Origin of the sequence: Bacillus swezeyi, from assembly GCF_030908325.1 — a bacterium.
GTDB lineage: Bacteria > Bacillota > Bacilli > Bacillales > Bacillaceae > Bacillus > Bacillus swezeyi.
In genome coordinates, this window is the sequence record NZ_CP133085.1 from 850,758 (window position 1) to 866,159 (window position 15,402).

15 protein-coding genes and 1 riboswitch are annotated in these 15,402 nt (G+C 47.8%); all 15 genes read left to right on the forward strand.

The features are described from left to right. Positions 1-103: 103 nt before the first annotated feature. A complete protein-coding gene (locus tag RBH91_RS03965; RefSeq protein WP_307893550.1) occupies positions 104-1,426 on the forward strand; it encodes an NCS2 family permease in 1,323 nt (440 codons plus the stop codon). Positions 1,427-1,647: 221 nt separating this feature from the next. Continuing rightward, positions 1,648-2,403, forward strand: a complete 756-nt coding sequence (locus tag RBH91_RS03970; RefSeq protein ID WP_307893551.1) for a DUF6574 domain-containing protein — start codon at positions 1,648-1,650, stop codon at positions 2,401-2,403. Positions 2,404-2,757: 354 nt separating this feature from the next. Continuing rightward, complete coding sequence (locus tag RBH91_RS03975; RefSeq protein WP_404802470.1) at positions 2,758-3,345, forward strand: DUF2179 domain-containing protein; 588 nt, start codon at positions 2,758-2,760, stop codon at positions 3,343-3,345. Next, entirely contained in the window at positions 3,345-3,542 is a 198-nt protein-coding gene (locus RBH91_RS03980) for an NETI motif-containing protein (RefSeq protein WP_076763743.1), read from the forward strand. The genes RBH91_RS03975 and RBH91_RS03980 overlap by 1 nt, the downstream gene beginning before the upstream one ends. 78 nt (positions 3,543-3,620) lie before the next feature. Further along, a riboswitch (purine riboswitch) is annotated at positions 3,621-3,722 on the forward strand. A 136-nt stretch (positions 3,723-3,858) separates the two neighbouring features. Next, positions 3,859-4,347, forward strand: a complete 489-nt coding sequence (purE, locus tag RBH91_RS03985; protein ID WP_076763745.1) for a 5-(carboxyamino)imidazole ribonucleotide mutase — start codon at positions 3,859-3,861, stop codon at positions 4,345-4,347. Continuing rightward, a complete protein-coding gene (gene purK, locus RBH91_RS03990; RefSeq protein WP_307893552.1) occupies positions 4,340-5,482 on the forward strand; it encodes a 5-(carboxyamino)imidazole ribonucleotide synthase in 1,143 nt (380 codons plus the stop codon). Before purE ends, purK begins: the two co-directional genes overlap by 8 nt. Then, positions 5,479-6,774, forward strand: coding sequence for an adenylosuccinate lyase (gene purB, locus RBH91_RS03995; RefSeq protein WP_076763749.1), 1,296 nt, complete (start codon positions 5,479-5,481; stop codon positions 6,772-6,774). The genes purK and purB overlap by 4 nt, the downstream gene beginning before the upstream one ends. Positions 6,775-6,849: 75 nt before the next feature. Next, complete coding sequence (purC, locus tag RBH91_RS04000) at positions 6,850-7,566, forward strand: phosphoribosylaminoimidazolesuccinocarboxamide synthase (RefSeq protein WP_307893553.1); 717 nt, start codon at positions 6,850-6,852, stop codon at positions 7,564-7,566. Position 7,567: 1 nt separating this feature from the next. Then, positions 7,568-7,822 carry a phosphoribosylformylglycinamidine synthase subunit PurS gene (purS, locus tag RBH91_RS04005; RefSeq protein WP_046130445.1) on the forward strand — a complete coding sequence of 85 codons (255 nt, stop codon included), beginning with the start codon at positions 7,568-7,570 and terminating at the stop codon, positions 7,820-7,822. Continuing rightward, the gene (purQ, locus tag RBH91_RS04010; RefSeq protein WP_076763755.1) at positions 7,819-8,502 is read left to right on the forward strand and encodes a phosphoribosylformylglycinamidine synthase subunit PurQ; all 684 of its coding nucleotides are present in this window, start codon (positions 7,819-7,821) and stop codon (positions 8,500-8,502) included. The genes purS and purQ overlap by 4 nt, the downstream gene beginning before the upstream one ends. After that, positions 8,486-10,714 (forward strand): phosphoribosylformylglycinamidine synthase subunit PurL, encoded by a 2,229-nt coding sequence (gene purL / locus RBH91_RS04015; RefSeq protein WP_307893554.1) that lies wholly within the window; start codon positions 8,486-8,488, stop codon positions 10,712-10,714. Before purQ ends, purL begins: the two co-directional genes overlap by 17 nt. Then, a complete protein-coding gene (gene purF / locus RBH91_RS04020) occupies positions 10,690-12,120 on the forward strand; it encodes an amidophosphoribosyltransferase (RefSeq protein ID WP_076763781.1) in 1,431 nt (476 codons plus the stop codon). The genes purL and purF overlap by 25 nt, the downstream gene beginning before the upstream one ends. A 121-nt stretch (positions 12,121-12,241) precedes the next feature. Beyond that, complete coding sequence (gene purM, locus RBH91_RS04025) at positions 12,242-13,282, forward strand: phosphoribosylformylglycinamidine cyclo-ligase (protein ID WP_076763759.1); 1,041 nt, start codon at positions 12,242-12,244, stop codon at positions 13,280-13,282. Then, the gene (gene purN, locus RBH91_RS04030) at positions 13,279-13,866 is read left to right on the forward strand and encodes a phosphoribosylglycinamide formyltransferase (protein WP_307893555.1); all 588 of its coding nucleotides are present in this window, start codon (positions 13,279-13,281) and stop codon (positions 13,864-13,866) included. The genes purM and purN overlap by 4 nt, the downstream gene beginning before the upstream one ends. After that, on the forward strand, positions 13,863-15,401 hold the full coding sequence (purH, locus tag RBH91_RS04035; RefSeq protein ID WP_307893556.1) for a bifunctional phosphoribosylaminoimidazolecarboxamide formyltransferase/IMP cyclohydrolase: 1,539 nt from the start codon (positions 13,863-13,865) through the stop codon (positions 15,399-15,401). Before purN ends, purH begins: the two co-directional genes overlap by 4 nt. Position 15,402 lies beyond the last annotated feature (1 nt).

The window sequence follows — 15,402 nt, forward strand, 5'->3', positions numbered from 1 at the left end:
ATATGCCGTAGTCAAGCGTCCCGCCAATTGGGGCGTTTTTTGTTTAAAAGCAATGGTTTATGAAACAATAAAAACGACAGAAAATTGAGAGGAGTATACCATTTTGAAGCGTTTCTTTCAGTTTGAAGAATTGGGCACAAATTATCGGAGAGAAATAATCGGCGGACTCACCACATTTTTGTCCATGGCATATATTTTGATCGTCAACCCGCTTACCCTTTCACTGGCGTCGGTGGAAAATTTCCCGGATGCATTGAGAATGGATCAAAGCGCCGTTTTTACAGCAACTGCCGTCGCGGCTGCTGTCGGCTGTTTTATCATGGGGCTGCTCGCGAAATATCCGATTGCGCTTGCGCCGGGCATGGGGCTTAACGCTTTCTTTGCTTTTTCTGTTATTTTGACGATGCAGATTCCATGGCAGACGGCTCTGGCCGGCGTTATGGTGTCAGGACTTATTTTTATCGTCTTATCGTTGTCAGGCTTGCGGGAAAGAATTATCAATTCGATTCCGTATGAGCTGAAAATGGCCGTTGGAGCGGGGATCGGGCTGTTTATCGCTTTTGTCGGGCTGCAAGGTTCACAAATTATCGTTGCGAATCCCGATACGGTGGTAGCGCTCGGAAATATTCATTCAGGCCCCGTTCTGCTGACTGTATTCGGACTTATCATCACAGTGATTTTAATGGTTTTGCGCGTAAATGGCGGCATTTTCTTTGGAATGCTGATTACATCGGTTGTCGGCATGATCTTTGGCCTGATTGATGTACCTGAAAAAATCGTCGGGGCTGTGCCGAGTCTTGCGCCGACATTTGGACAAGCCTTTATGCATCTTCCCGATATCTTTACAGTGCAAATGCTTGTCGTTATTTTAACGTTTTTATTCGTTGATTTTTTTGATACGGCCGGTACATTGGTGGGCGTTGCTTCACAAGCCGGTTTGATGAAAGAAAATAAACTTCCGCGTGCGGGACGGGCTTTGCTTGCCGATTCTTCCGCAACCGTCGCCGGGGCGATCCTTGGAACATCGACAACGACGGCTTATGTTGAATCAAGTGCAGGAGTAGCCGCCGGAGCACGGACTGGATTTGCGGCGCTTGTTACAGGTGTGCTGTTCTTGCTATCACTGTTTTTCTCGCCTGTTCTGAGCGTGATCACGTCACATGTGACAGCACCTGCTTTAATCATCGTCGGCGTGCTGATGGTGGCGAACCTCAATAAAATTGACTGGACCAAGTTTGAAATTGCGGTTCCCGCATTTTTAACAATGGTTGCGATGCCGCTTACGTACAGTATTGCCACCGGAATTGCCATCGGATTTATTTTCTATCCGATCACGATGATCTTTAAAGGAAAAGCAAAAGAAATCCATCCGATTATGTACGGACTGTTTGTCGTATTCGTATGTTATTTCATTTTCTTGAAATAAATTGATTGGAAAAGCCCTTGTTCAGCAAATGAACAGGGGCTTTTTTGATGTGGAAAAAATTGAAAAGTGGAACCTTTGGTTCCGGTTTTTCGTCATATATAAGGGCTGCTCTATCTATGCTCTAAAATAGGGGTTTGTCTTGACTGTTTCACACAGCTTATGTAATTTATATAAGTGCTTTTCATAATGTAAAGCTTTTGAATAGAATAGGAGTTGCTTATATGATTGAAGAACAGCGCAACAGAAATGAAGAAGATATAGAACAAGAACCCGCATCAAGGATGTCGAGAAACTCGCGGAAGTCGAGAAAGAGTAAGGAGACAAACGCATCTGCGTCAAAAGCTAAAACGGTTATGCAAAGCGTGATTGCCGCTTTGTTCCGCTATTTCAGTTTTGTGCTGGATGTGTTGAGATCTCCTGTGCGTGCAGCTGAAGAGTATGACCGGACTTATTTTAAGTATTCCGTTATATCCATGACGCTTTTGGCTGTATTCTTTTCGCTCGGAAACTTTTATCAGCTCCTCGCGGGACGCGGCAGAGTCCTCGGTTTTGGCGTATCTGTCCCATTCTTTGAAGTGTTTTTTGTTGTTTTCTTATATTGCATGATTTTCATGTTTTGGGCGGTTGCGGCAATTTGGGCTGTATCAAGGTTTATGATGAGGTTTAACATCTCTTTTTATGAAACGGCGGCGAAATACGGCTCTCTTTTAGTTCCGTTGATCATCCCGGCCGCACTGTGGATGATGTTCGCGATTGTCAATGTGACAACGATGACGGTGATTCTTTCGATTTTGATGTTCTTGGGAATGGCCTTCGGAACGTTTTTCCTGATTCAATCGATTTATGAAAAAAGCGAAAAGACGCGGATCGATTTAATGTATTGTGTCTTTACCGTCCTGCTGATCGAATTGATATATGCGGGTGCAACATGGAAGTTCATGGCCGGTTATTTGTTATCATCGCTGATTCCGGTCTGAAGAGGCTGAAAGCCGGTTTTTTCAGAACCGGCTTTTTTTCTTCATTAAACTGGAGCGGCAAACCAAAACCAAATCCGGACGATCTATCATCGTACACGCTAAAACGTCTGTGAAAGAACACCACACTTTAAAAGAAAAGCGCAGATGGCCGAGGTGAATGGAAAGCCCGCCCTAAACATGTGCTCTGACAGGACGTTTAAAAGAACGTCTTTTTTTATTGGAATGAAAGCTTTGAAACTATAGGAAAAAGGGTAAACTGTTCATATGCGGAATCGACTGTTGAGATTGTCGAAAAATTTTGTGGTGAAGCAGGGCCATTATAGGATTGTATATGCAGAATTTCTCTAGTAGAATATGATTGCTTTGGATCTAAAGGAGGGATTGCAATTGCTTCACACAGCACTTCTGCAGGGTGTGGGTATGGTTGGCATCATTCTGGCTATTAACATTATATATGTGACATTTTTAACCCTTCGAATGATACTGACACTTAAAGGACAGCGGTATCTTGCTGCTTTTATCGGTACAATTGAAATGCTGGTTTATGTCATCGGGCTTGGACTGGTTTTAGATAACTTAAATCAAATCCAAAATGTGATCGCTTATGCGGCCGGATTTGGGATTGGAATTATCGTCGGCACGAAAATCGAAGAAAAGCTCGCTCTCGGCTATATTACGGTAAACGCCATTACGAAAGAGCTTGATCTGGATCTGCCGAAACAGCTTCGGGAAAAAGGCTATGGCGTGACCCATTGGGTGGTCGGCGGACTTGAAGGAGACAGGACGGCGATACAGATCTTGACGCCGAGAAGATATGAGCTGCAATTGTACGAAACAATCAAATCGATCGACTCAAAAGCATTTATCATTTCCTATGAACCGAAAACGATACACGGCGGTTTCTGGGTAAAAGCCGTGAAGAAAAGGAGAATTAAAGAGTAATGACAAAGCCAAAGAAAAAGCGCTTTGAAGTGACAGAAGGCGAAACGATTGAAACCGTTTTAAGCCAAATGCAAAAAGAAGGCTACACACCGGTGCGCCGAATGGAGGAACCTGTATTCAAAGAAAAGAAAGAAAATGGAACGATTCAGGTCATTCCGTGCGGAAGAAAAATTATATTTGAAGGGAAATTACTCTAAATCCGAACATTAAAACAACAAAATATACTATCGTTCGATAATGTCGTTGACATTATCACAGTCCGTTGTTAAGATAAACATGACATGAAAACACGACCTCATATAATCTTGGGAATATGGCCCATAAGTCTCTACCCGATGACCGTAAATCGTCGGACTATGCAGGAAAGTGGACAATAAACTGACATGGAAAACGCGAGAAGCGGACTAACTGACGATACACGCGCCATGCCCGGTTTGTGTTGCTTCCTTCAAATGCAATGCATGCCGGGCTTTTTGTTTGCAAAGAATGACAGCTAAAGGTGGGACAAAAAATATGAAGCCTCTTATTGGTGTTATTATGGGAAGCACATCTGACTGGGAAACGATGAAGCATGCATGCGACATCATTGAGGAACTTGAGATTCCGTATGAAAAAAAGGTTGTTTCCGCTCATCGGACGCCTGATTTCATGTTTGAATATGCCGAAACAGCACGGGAAAGAGGCTTGAAAGTCATCATCGCCGGAGCGGGGGGCGCAGCACACCTGCCGGGAATGGTTGCAGCCAAAACAACGCTGCCTGTTATCGGTGTGCCTGTGCAGTCAAAAGCGCTGAATGGACTTGATTCGCTTTTATCCATTGTACAAATGCCCGGAGGTGTTCCGGTCGCAACCGTTGCAATCGGGAAAGCCGGAGCTGTCAATGCCGGACTCCTTGCGGCGCAGATTCTCTCCGCTTTTGATGAGAAACTCGCTCTAGCATTGAATGAACGAAGAGAAAACATGAGACAAACCGTTTTGGAAAGCGGTGATCAGCTTGTATAAACAAACGATTTTTCCTGGTGCGACAATCGGCATTATCGGCGGCGGCCAGCTTGGCAAAATGATGGCAGTCGCGGCAAAGCAAATGGGCTATCGTATAGCGGTGGTCGACCCCGTGCCTTCTTCGCCCTGCGGCCAGATCGCCGATATTGAGATCACGGCGGCCTACAATGATAAAGAAGCGATACAGAAGCTTGCCGAAGCGAGCGATGTCATTACCTACGAATTTGAGAATATTGACTATGATGCACTGAACTGGCTGAAGGAACATGCTTATCTGCCTCAGGGAAGCGAGCTTTTGCTCCTCACGCAGAACAGGGAGACGGAAAAAAAGGGGATTGAATCAGCTGGCTGCAAAGTGGCGCCATACAAGATCATTCATGATCAGGCCGAACTTGAAGCGGCCGTATCAGTGCTCGGACTTCCGGCTGTGCTGAAGACATGCCGCGGCGGGTATGACGGAAAAGGCCAGTATGTGATCAAGGAAAAAGCTCAAATCGAAGAAGCTGCGGCTCTTTTGCAGCATGGGGACTGTATTTTGGAAAGCTGGGTTCCTTTCAAAATGGAATTGTCTGTGATCGTGACAAGATCAGTACACGGAGAAACAGCCGTATTCCCGGCGGCTGAAAACATCCATAAACAAAATATTTTATTTCAAAGCATCGTCCCTGCAAGAGCTGATGATGCGATTCAGGAAAAAGCAGCGGCTCTGGCTGTCCGGCTTGCCGAAAAGCTTCAGCTCGTCGGAACGCTCGCTGTTGAACTTTTCCTAAAGGAAGACGGCGGGCTTCTTGTCAACGAGCTTGCGCCGCGTCCGCACAACTCAGGCCATTATACACTCGATTTGTGTGAAACAAGCCAGTTTGAGCAGCATATCCGGGCCGTCTGCGGACTGCCGCTCGGCAAAACGGACCTTCTGAAAGAAGGGATGATGGTGAATCTTCTCGGTGATGAAGTGTACATGGCCGAGGAAGAGCCTGAGCTCTTAAAAGAAGCGAAACTTTATATATATGGAAAACATGAAGTGAAACCAGGCCGCAAAATGGGGCATATGACATTTTTAAGAAAACCCGATCAAGAATGGATCGAGAGAATCACCGAAAAGTGGATCGAAAGAGATGGAGGACGAGGACAATGATTGAACGTTATTCTAGACCGGAAATGGCTGCGATTTGGACGGATGAAAACAGATTCCAAGCATGGCTGGAAGTTGAAATACTGGCATGTGAAGCATGGGCGGAGCTCGGCGTCATCCCTAAAGAAGATGTGAAAGTTCTGCGGGAGAACGCGTCATTTGACATCAACCGGATTTTAGAAATTGAGCAGGACACACGCCATGATGTCGTCGCATTTACCCGCGCCGTGTCTGAAACGCTTGGCGAAGAGAAGAAATGGGTTCATTACGGACTCACATCAACAGACGTCGTCGATACCGCTCTTTCCTATCTATTAAAACAGGCGAACGACATTTTGCTCAAGGACATTGAGAGATTTGTTGACATATTGAAAGAAAAAGCGAAAGAACATCAATATACGGTGATGATGGGCCGCACACACGGCGTGCATGCCGAGCCGACGACATTCGGTTTGAAGCTTGCCCTTTGGTATGAGGAAATGAAGCGTAACCTGGAGCGCTTCAAACAGGCGAAGGAAGGCATTGAGGTTGGGAAGATCTCAGGCGCTGTCGGCACATATGCAAACATCGACCCGTTCGTTGAATCATATGTGTGTGAAAAACTCGGCCTGAAGGCAGCGCCGATTTCCACGCAGACATTGCAGCGCGACAGGCACGCCGACTATATGGCCGCCCTTGCACTGATTGCGACAAGCATCGAGAAATTCGCCGTTGAGATCCGCGGATTGCAAAAAAGCGAAACCCGCGAGGTTGAAGAATTTTTCGCGAAAGGCCAGAAGGGTTCATCCGCGATGCCGCATAAGCGGAATCCGATCGGTTCGGAAAACATGACGGGAATGGCGCGCGTGATTCGCGGCTACATGCTGACGGCTTATGAAAATGTACCGCTTTGGCATGAGCGCGATATCTCCCATTCATCAGCGGAACGCATCATTCTGCCTGACGCGACGATTGCGCTCAACTACATGCTGAACCGCTTCGGCAACATCGTGAAAAACCTGACCGTGTTCCCTGAAAACATGAAGCGTAATATGGACCGCACACTAGGGCTGATCTATTCCCAGCGCGTTCTTCTCGCTCTGATCGATACCGGAATGGCACGCGAGGAAGCGTATGACACAGTTCAGCCGAAAGCCATGGAAGCATGGGAGAAGCAGGTGCCGTTCCGCCAGCTTGTCGAAGCTGAGGAGAAAATTACGTCGCGCCTTACTCCAGAACAGATCAATGACTGCTTTGACTACAATTATCATTTGAAAAATGTCGACTTCATCTTTGAACGCTTAGGTTTGGCATAGAATGGGGCGCCCGCCTTTTCATGGCGGGGGTCTAAACGTTGAAATATTTCCAACATTCGGGTTAGGAGGCCTTCTGTGAATATTGTGAAAAATGAACTTTTATACGAAGGAAAAGCGAAAAAGATTTACCGGACGGATGATGACAATGTTTTGTTTGTCGAATACAAAAACTCGGCAACCGCTTTTAACGGAGAAAAAAAAGCGGAGATTGACGGAAAAGGCCGTTTAAATAATGAAATTTCCAGTCTGATTTTCACAAGGCTTCACGAGAAGGGAATCAGGAACCACTTTGTAGAACGAATTTCTGAAACAGAGCAGCTCATTCAAAAAGTGACGATCATTCCGCTTGAAGTCGTTGTCCGCAATGTCGTCGCCGGAAGCATGTCCAAACGCCTCGGCATTCCGGAAGGCACAGAACTGGGGCAGCCGATTATCGAATTTTACTACAAGGATGACGCACTCGGCGACCCGCTCATTACAGAAGACCACATTTGGCTTTTAAAAGCGGCTGAGCCTGAACAAGTGGAGAAAATCAAATCGATTGCAAGACATGTAAATGAAGAACTTCAGCAAATCTTCGCAGCTGGTGATGTCAGATTGATAGATTTCAAGCTTGAATTCGGGCTTGATGCAGACGGGCAGGTTCTGCTTGCCGATGAAATCTCTCCGGATACGTGCCGGCTTTGGGATAAAGAAACAAATGAAAAGCTTGATAAAGATGTATTCAGAAGGAACTTAGGCGGATTGACTGATGCATACGAAGAAATTTTCAAAAGACTTGGAGGCATGTAATATGTACAAAGTAAAAGTGTATGTCAGCTTAAAAGAAAGTGTTTTAGATCCTCAAGGAAGTGCCGTCCAGCATGCTTTGCACAGCATGTCCTACAAAGAAGTTCAGGAAGTCCGCATCGGAAAATACATGGAGCTGACAATCGAAAAATCCGACCGCGATCTTGACGTTCTAGTCAAAGAAATGTGCGAAAAACTTTTGGCAAACACGGTGATTGAAGACTACAGATATGAAGTTGAGGAGGTTGTCGCACAGTGAAATTTGCGGTGATTGTGTTGCCTGGCTCAAACTGCGATATCGATATGTTTCACGCCATCAAGGATGAGCTTGGTGAAGAAGCGGAATACGTCTGGCACACGGAAACGAGTCTTGACGAATATGACGGTGTTCTGATTCCGGGAGGCTTTTCATACGGTGATTATTTGAGATGCGGCGCGATCGCCCGCTTTGCAAACATCATGCCGGCCGTCAAAAAAGCGGCTGAAGCCGGAAAACCGGTGCTCGGGGTTTGCAACGGATTTCAAATTTTGCAGGAGCTTGGACTTTTGCCGGGCGCAATGAGACGCAATAAAGATTTGAAGTTCATTTGCCGTCCTGTTGAACTGATCGTCCAAAACGATAAAACACTGTTTACCTCTTCTTATGGCAAAGGGGAAGCCATTACGATTCCGGTCGCCCATGGCGAAGGAAACTTCTACTGTGATGAACAAACGCTTGCCGAATTGAAAGAAAACAACCAAATTGCCTTCACATACGGAACGAATATCAATGGAAGCGTCGATGATATTGCCGGCGTCGTCAATGAAAAAGGCAATGTCTTGGGCATGATGCCTCACCCTGAGCGCGCTGTCGACTCTCTGCTCGGAAGCGCCGACGGTCTTAAGCTGTTTCAGTCTATCGTGAAAAATTGGAGGGAAACTCATGTCGCTACTGCTTGAACCAAGTAAAGAACAAATTAAAGAAGAGAAAATCTATCAGCAAATGGGTGTCAGTGATGACGAGTTCGCCCTGATTGAATCGATTCTCGGAAGGCGTCCAAACTATACGGAAATCGGAGTTTTTTCGGTCATGTGGTCAGAGCACTGCAGCTACAAAAATTCGAAGCCGATCTTGAAAAAGTTTCCGACTAAGGGGGAACGCGTTCTTCAAGGTCCTGGGGAAGGTGCAGGGATCGTTGATATTGGCGACAATCAAGCGGTCGTGTTCAAAATCGAATCACACAACCACCCGTCAGCAATTGAACCCTATCAGGGAGCCGCAACAGGGGTAGGCGGCATCATCCGCGATGTCTTCTCAATGGGTGCCCGTCCCATCGCGGTTTTAAACTCTCTTCGGTTTGGTGAACTCACTTCACCGCGTGTGAAGTACTTGTTTGAAGAAGTAGTCGCAGGGATTGCCGGCTACGGCAACTGCATCGGAATTCCGACCGTCGGAGGAGAAGTGCAGTTTGACAGCTGCTATGAAGGTAACCCACTCGTCAATGCGATGTGCGTCGGATTGATCAACCACGAAGATATTAAAAAAGGCCAGGCAAAAGGCGTCGGCAATACCGTCATGTATGTCGGGGCAAAAACAGGGCGCGACGGCATCCACGGTGCAACATTCGCATCTGAGGAAATGTCTGATGCTTCAGAAGAAAAACGCTCAGCCGTTCAAGTCGGCGATCCGTTCATGGAGAAGCTTCTTCTTGAAGCTTGCCTGGAAGTCATCAAATCCGACGCCCTTGTCGGCATTCAGGATATGGGGGCGGCAGGACTGACAAGTTCGAGCGCGGAAATGGCGAGCAAAGCGGGTTCAGGCATTGAAATGAACCTTGATTTGATCCCGCAGCGGGAAACGGGCATGACACCGTATGAAATGATGCTTTCCGAGTCTCAGGAGCGCATGCTCTTGGTCATTGAGCGCGGACGTGAACAAGAAATCATCGATATTTTCGATAAATATGATCTTGAAGCAGTGGCCGTCGGCCATGTCACAGATGATAAAATGCTGCGCCTTTTCCACAACGGAGAAAAGGTTGCCGAACTTCCGGTTGATGCGCTGGCAGAAGAGGCGCCTGTCTACCACAAGCCTTCAACGGTTCCGGCTTATTACAAAGAGTTCCTTGAAACAGATGTCCCTGCGCCAAAAGTGGATGATGCGAAAGAGACGCTTCTCACGCTTTTGCAGCAGCCGACAATTGCAAGCAAGGAATGGGTTTATGACCAGTATGACTACATGGTGCGGACAAATACGGTTGTCGCCCCTGGTTCAGATGCGGCGGTTCTCAGAATCCGCGGAACGAAAAAAGCGCTGGCGATGACAACAGACTGTAATGCACGCTATTTATACCTCGATCCGGAAGCCGGCGGAAAAATCGCGGTCGCTGAAGCGGCGCGCAATATCGTCTGCTCGGGTGCGGAGCCGCTTGCAGTCACAGACAACCTCAATTTCGGAAACCCGGAAAAGCCGGAAATTTTCTGGCAGATTGAAAAAGCCGCTGACGGCATCAGCGAGGCGTGCAATGTATTAAGCACACCTGTCATCGGCGGAAACGTCTCTCTTTACAATGAATCGAACGGAAAAGCGATCTATCCGACGCCTGTCATCGGTATGGTCGGACTTGTCGAAGATACAGCGCACATTACGACACAGCAGTTTAAAGCAGCGGGGGATTTGATTTATGTCATCGGTGAAACGCTTCCTGAGTTTGCCGGAAGCGAGCTGCAAAAGCTGACAGAAGGAAAGATTTACGGAAAAGCGCCTGTGATTGATCTGGCGGTTGAACAGGCACGGCAAAAAGCGCTTCTCGAAGCGATCCGCTCAGGGTTAATCCAATCAGCCCACGACGTTTCAGAAGGCGGCCTCGGCGTAGCGCTTGCCGAAAGCGTCATGTCTGCTGACGGCCTCGGCGCCAGTGTCACTCTGGAAGGCGGCCCTGCTTTACTATTCAGTGAATCACAATCACGTTTTGTCGTATCTGTGAAAAAAGAACACCAAGCGGCTTTCGAAAAGCTTGTAAAAGACGCCAGCCATATCGGTGAAGTGACGTCTGACGGGATTTTTGCCATTCAAAGTCAGGAAGGAAAACAATGGATTCATGCGCAGGCAGAAGAGCTTAAAAGCGCATGGAAAGGAGCTATCCCATGCTTGCTGAAATCAAAGGACTAAATGAAGAATGCGGCGTATTTGGGATTTGGGGGCATGATGAAGCACCGCAGATTACGTATTACGGACTCCACAGCCTTCAGCACAGAGGTCAGGAAGGCGCCGGCATCGTGGCGACAGACGGACAACAGCTGTCTGCCCACAAAGGGCTGGGGCTGATTACAGAAGTCTTCCAAAACGGCGAGCTTGAAAAAGTGAAAGGAAGAGGGGCGATCGGCCATGTCCGTTATGCAACGGCGGGCGGCGGCGGTTTTGAAAATGTTCAGCCGCTCCTTTTCCATTCGCAAAATAACGGCAGCCTGGCACTTGCGCACAACGGCAACTTAGTGAACGCCAGCCAGCTGAAACAGCAGCTGGAAAACCAAGGAAGCATCTTCCAGACGTCATCTGATACAGAAGTACTTGCACATTTAATCAAACGGAGCGGCCACTTCACTTTAAAGGATCAAATTAAAAACGCCCTTTCCATGCTGAAAGGCGCTTACGCTTTCTTGATTATGACGGAGACGGAAATGATCGTGGCGCTTGATCCGAACGGACTCAGACCGTTATCGATCGCAATGCTCGGCGACGCGTATGTCGTCGCATCTGAAACGTGTGCGTTTGACGTGGTTGGCGCGACCTATCTGCGCGATGTTGAACCGGGAGAAATGCTGATCATCAATAATGAAGGCATGCAGTCAGAAAGATTCTCCATCAATATCAACCGCACAATTTGCAGTATGGAATACATTTATTTCTCAAGACCTGACAGCAATATTAACGGAATTAACGTCCACAGCGCCAGAAAGAACCTCGGCAAAAAGCTGGCCGAAGAATCCGGCATTGAAGCGGATGTTGTCACAGGTGTTCCGGATTCAAGCATTTCAGCGGCGATCGGCTATGCAGAAGCGACGGGCATTCCTTATGAACTCGGACTCATCAAAAACCGCTATGTCGGCAGAACCTTTATCCAGCCTTCCCAGTCGCTCAGGGAACAGGGCGTAAGAATGAAGCTTTCCGCCGTCCGCGGAGTTGTTGAAGGCAAGCGCGTCGTCATGGTGGATGATTCGATCGTCCGCGGCACGACGAGCCGCCGGATTGTGACGATGCTCAGAGAAGCTGGCGCGACGGAAGTTCACGTCAGAATCAGCTCTCCGCCGATTGCACATCCGTGCTTTTACGGAATCGACACATCGACGCATGAAGAACTGATCGCTTCCTCTCATTCAGTAGAAGAAATCCGTCAGGAAATCGGCGCCGATACGCTGTCATTCCTAAGCATTGACGGCCTTCTTTCCGGGATCGGCAGAACGTATGAAGGCGAGAATTGCGGTCAATGCATGGCTTGCTTTACAGGGAAATATCCGACAGAAATTTACCAGGATACCGTTCTCCCTCATGTGAAAGAAGCCGTTCTGACAAAATAACTTGGCCGGGGTCCATCAGGACGCCGTGCCTGCTGAAATGAATAAAGGGCAGCGAGAGGTTAGGCTGCTCTTTTGATTTGAAATATCATGAATGGACAAGCGCGGATAAGGAGTGATTGTGATGTCTGAAAGCTATAAAAACGCCGGGGTTGATATTGAGGCGGGCTATGAAGCCGTAAAACGGATGAAAAAACATGTGGAACGGACAAAGCGCATCGGTGTGATGGGCGGACTTGGCGGTTTTGGCGGCATGTTCGACCTGTCGGAGCTTCCTTACAAAAAACCGGTTCTCATTTCAGGAACAGACGGTGTCGGGACAAAGCTGAAACTTGCTTTTGCGATGGACAAGCACGATACGATCGGCATCGATGCCGTTGCGATGTGTGTCAATGATGTTCTCGCTCAAGGTGCGGAGCCGCTCTTCTTTCTCGACTATCTGGCGGTCGGAAAAGCCGATCCCGTAAAAATAGAAGAGATCGTAAAAGGCGTAGCCGAAGGCTGCACTCAGTCGGGGGCGGCGCTCGTCGGCGGTGAAACGGCGGAAATGCCAGGCCTCTACACGGAAAACGAGTATGATATTGCCGGCTTTTCGGTGGGCGCCGCTGAAAAGGACAACATCGTGACGGGCGAAAACATTGCGGAAGGGCATCTTTTAATCGGCCTCTCTTCAAGCGGTCTTCACAGCAATGGCTTTTCACTCGTACGGAAAGTTCTTCTTGAGGATGCCGGTCTTAGCCTCGATGAAACGTATGCACCTTTTGAACGGCCTCTTGGCGAAGAGCTTTTAGAGCCGACAAAAATATATGTCAAACCTGTGCTTGAAGCTGTGAAATCAGGAAAAATCGCCGGCATGGCACATGTCACAGGAGGCGGTTTTTATGAAAACCTGCCGCGCATGATGCCTGACGGTCTTGGCGTTGAAATCGACAACGGCTCTTGGCCTGTCCCTCCTATATTTCCGTTTATTCAGGAAAAGGGCGGTCTGAAATCTGAAGAAATGTTCAACGTCTTCAACATGGGAATCGGCTTTGTACTAGCTGTCAAAGAAGAGCACATGACAGATCTCATTCAAACGCTCGAAAATCATGGGGAAAAAGCATATTTGATCGGCCGGGTGAAAACCGGAAGCGGCGTGACGTTTGGCGGTGCCGGTCTTTCATGAAAAAATTTGCGGTATTTGCATCTGGAAGCGGAACGAATTTTGAAGCGATCTTGAGAAAGATGAAAGAAGAAAACTGGGATGCCGAAATCGTGCTTGTCGTCTGTGACAAACCGCAGGCTAAAGTGCTTGAAAGAGCGGAAAAAGCCGGAATCCCGTCATTCGCTTTTCAGCCGAAATCGTTTGAAAATAAAGCGGCATTTGAAAGGATCATCGTTGAACAGCTTCATCTTCACGGGGCTGAGTGGATTGTGCTTGCCGGCTATATGAGACTGATCGGCAATACGCTTCTTTCGGCCTTCCGGAACAAAATCATCAACATCCATCCGTCGCTCCTGCCGGCTTTTCCGGGCATTGATGCAATCGGACAGGCATACAGATCAGGCGTGAAAGTGGCCGGAATCACGGTTCACTATGTTGATGAAGGTATGGACACGGGGCCGATCATCGCTCAGCGCGCCCTTGAGCTTGAAAAAGATGAAACATTGGAATCTTTGGAAGAAAAGATTCACAAATTGGAACACGAGCTTTATCCCGAAGTAATCAAAGAGCTTCTTGAACTAAATGGCAGAGGTGAGAAGGAATGACGATCAAACGCGCATTAATCAGCGTATCTGATAAAACGAACATTGTCCCTTTTGTAAAAGAATTGACAGAGCTTGGCGTTGAAGTGATTTCAACAGGCGGCACAAAAAAACTGCTTCAGGAAAACGGTGTTGATGTGATCGGCATTTCTGAAGTGACGGGCTTCCCGGAAATCATGGACGGCCGCCTGAAAACACTTCATCCGAATATCCACGGGGGACTTCTTGCTGTCCGCGATAATGAAAAACACATGGCACAGCTGAGTGAACAAGGAATCCAGCCGATTGATCTTGTTGTCGTCAACCTGTATCCATTTAAAGAAACGATTTCAAAAGAGGGCGTCACATACGAAGAAGCGATTGAGAATATCGACATCGGCGGCCCAGGTATGCTTCGCGCAGCCGCGAAAAACCATCAGGACGTCACAGTCATCGTCGATCCCCGCGATTACAGCCCTGTGCTGAACGAAATCAAAGAAACTGGTGCGGTGTCTCTAGAGAAAAAACGCGGACTGGCGGCGAAAGTATTCCGCCACACAGCAGCATATGATGCATTGATTGCAGACTACTTAACAAACGTAACAGGTGAAAAAGAGCCAGAGCAGTTCACCGTCACATTTGAGAAAAAGCAATCGCTTCGCTACGGAGAAAACCCGCATCAGGAAGCTGTTTTTTATCAAAGCGCGCTCCCTGTCAAAGCGTCGATCGCTTCAGCCGAACAGCTTCACGGAAAAGAGCTCTCCTACAACAACATTAAGGATGCGGATGCTGCAGTCCAAATCGTCCGCGAATTCACCGAACCGGCAGCGGTCGCCGTCAAGCATATGAACCCGTGCGGCGTCGGAACCGGCAACACGATAGAAGAAGCGTTTAACAAAGCATATGCGGCTGATCAGACATCGATCTTCGGCGGAATTATCGCCCTTAACCGCGAAGTCGACAAAGCAACGGCCGAAGTGCTTCATCAAATCTTTTTGGAAATCATTCTTGCACCTTCTTTCAGCAAAGAAGCGCTTGAGATTTTAACATCCAAGAAAAATCTCCGTCTGCTGACGCTCGATGTCAATCAGCCTGTTCAAAATGAAAAACAGCTGACATCTGTACAAGGCGGCCTGTTGATTCAGGATCTGGACATGCATGGCTTTGAAGATGCCGACATCTCCATTCCGACAAAAAGAGAGCCGACCGAACAAGAATGGGCTGATCTAAAACTCGCATGGAAAGTCGTTAAACACGTCAAATCGAATGCGATTGTTCTCGCCAAAGATGACATGACGATCGGTGTCGGCGCAGGGCAAATGAACCGCGTCGGTTCCGCCAAAATCGCGATCGAACAGGCCGGAGAAAAAGCAAAGGGAAGTGCGCTTGGATCTGACGCGTTTTTCCCGATGCCTGATACCGTGGAAGAAGCGGCCAAAGCAGGGGTAACCGCGATCATTCAGCCGGGCGGTTCTGTTCGTGACGAAGATTCGATTAAAAAAGCGGATGAATACGGGATTGCCATGGTGTTCACCGGAATCCGCCACTTCAAACATTAAG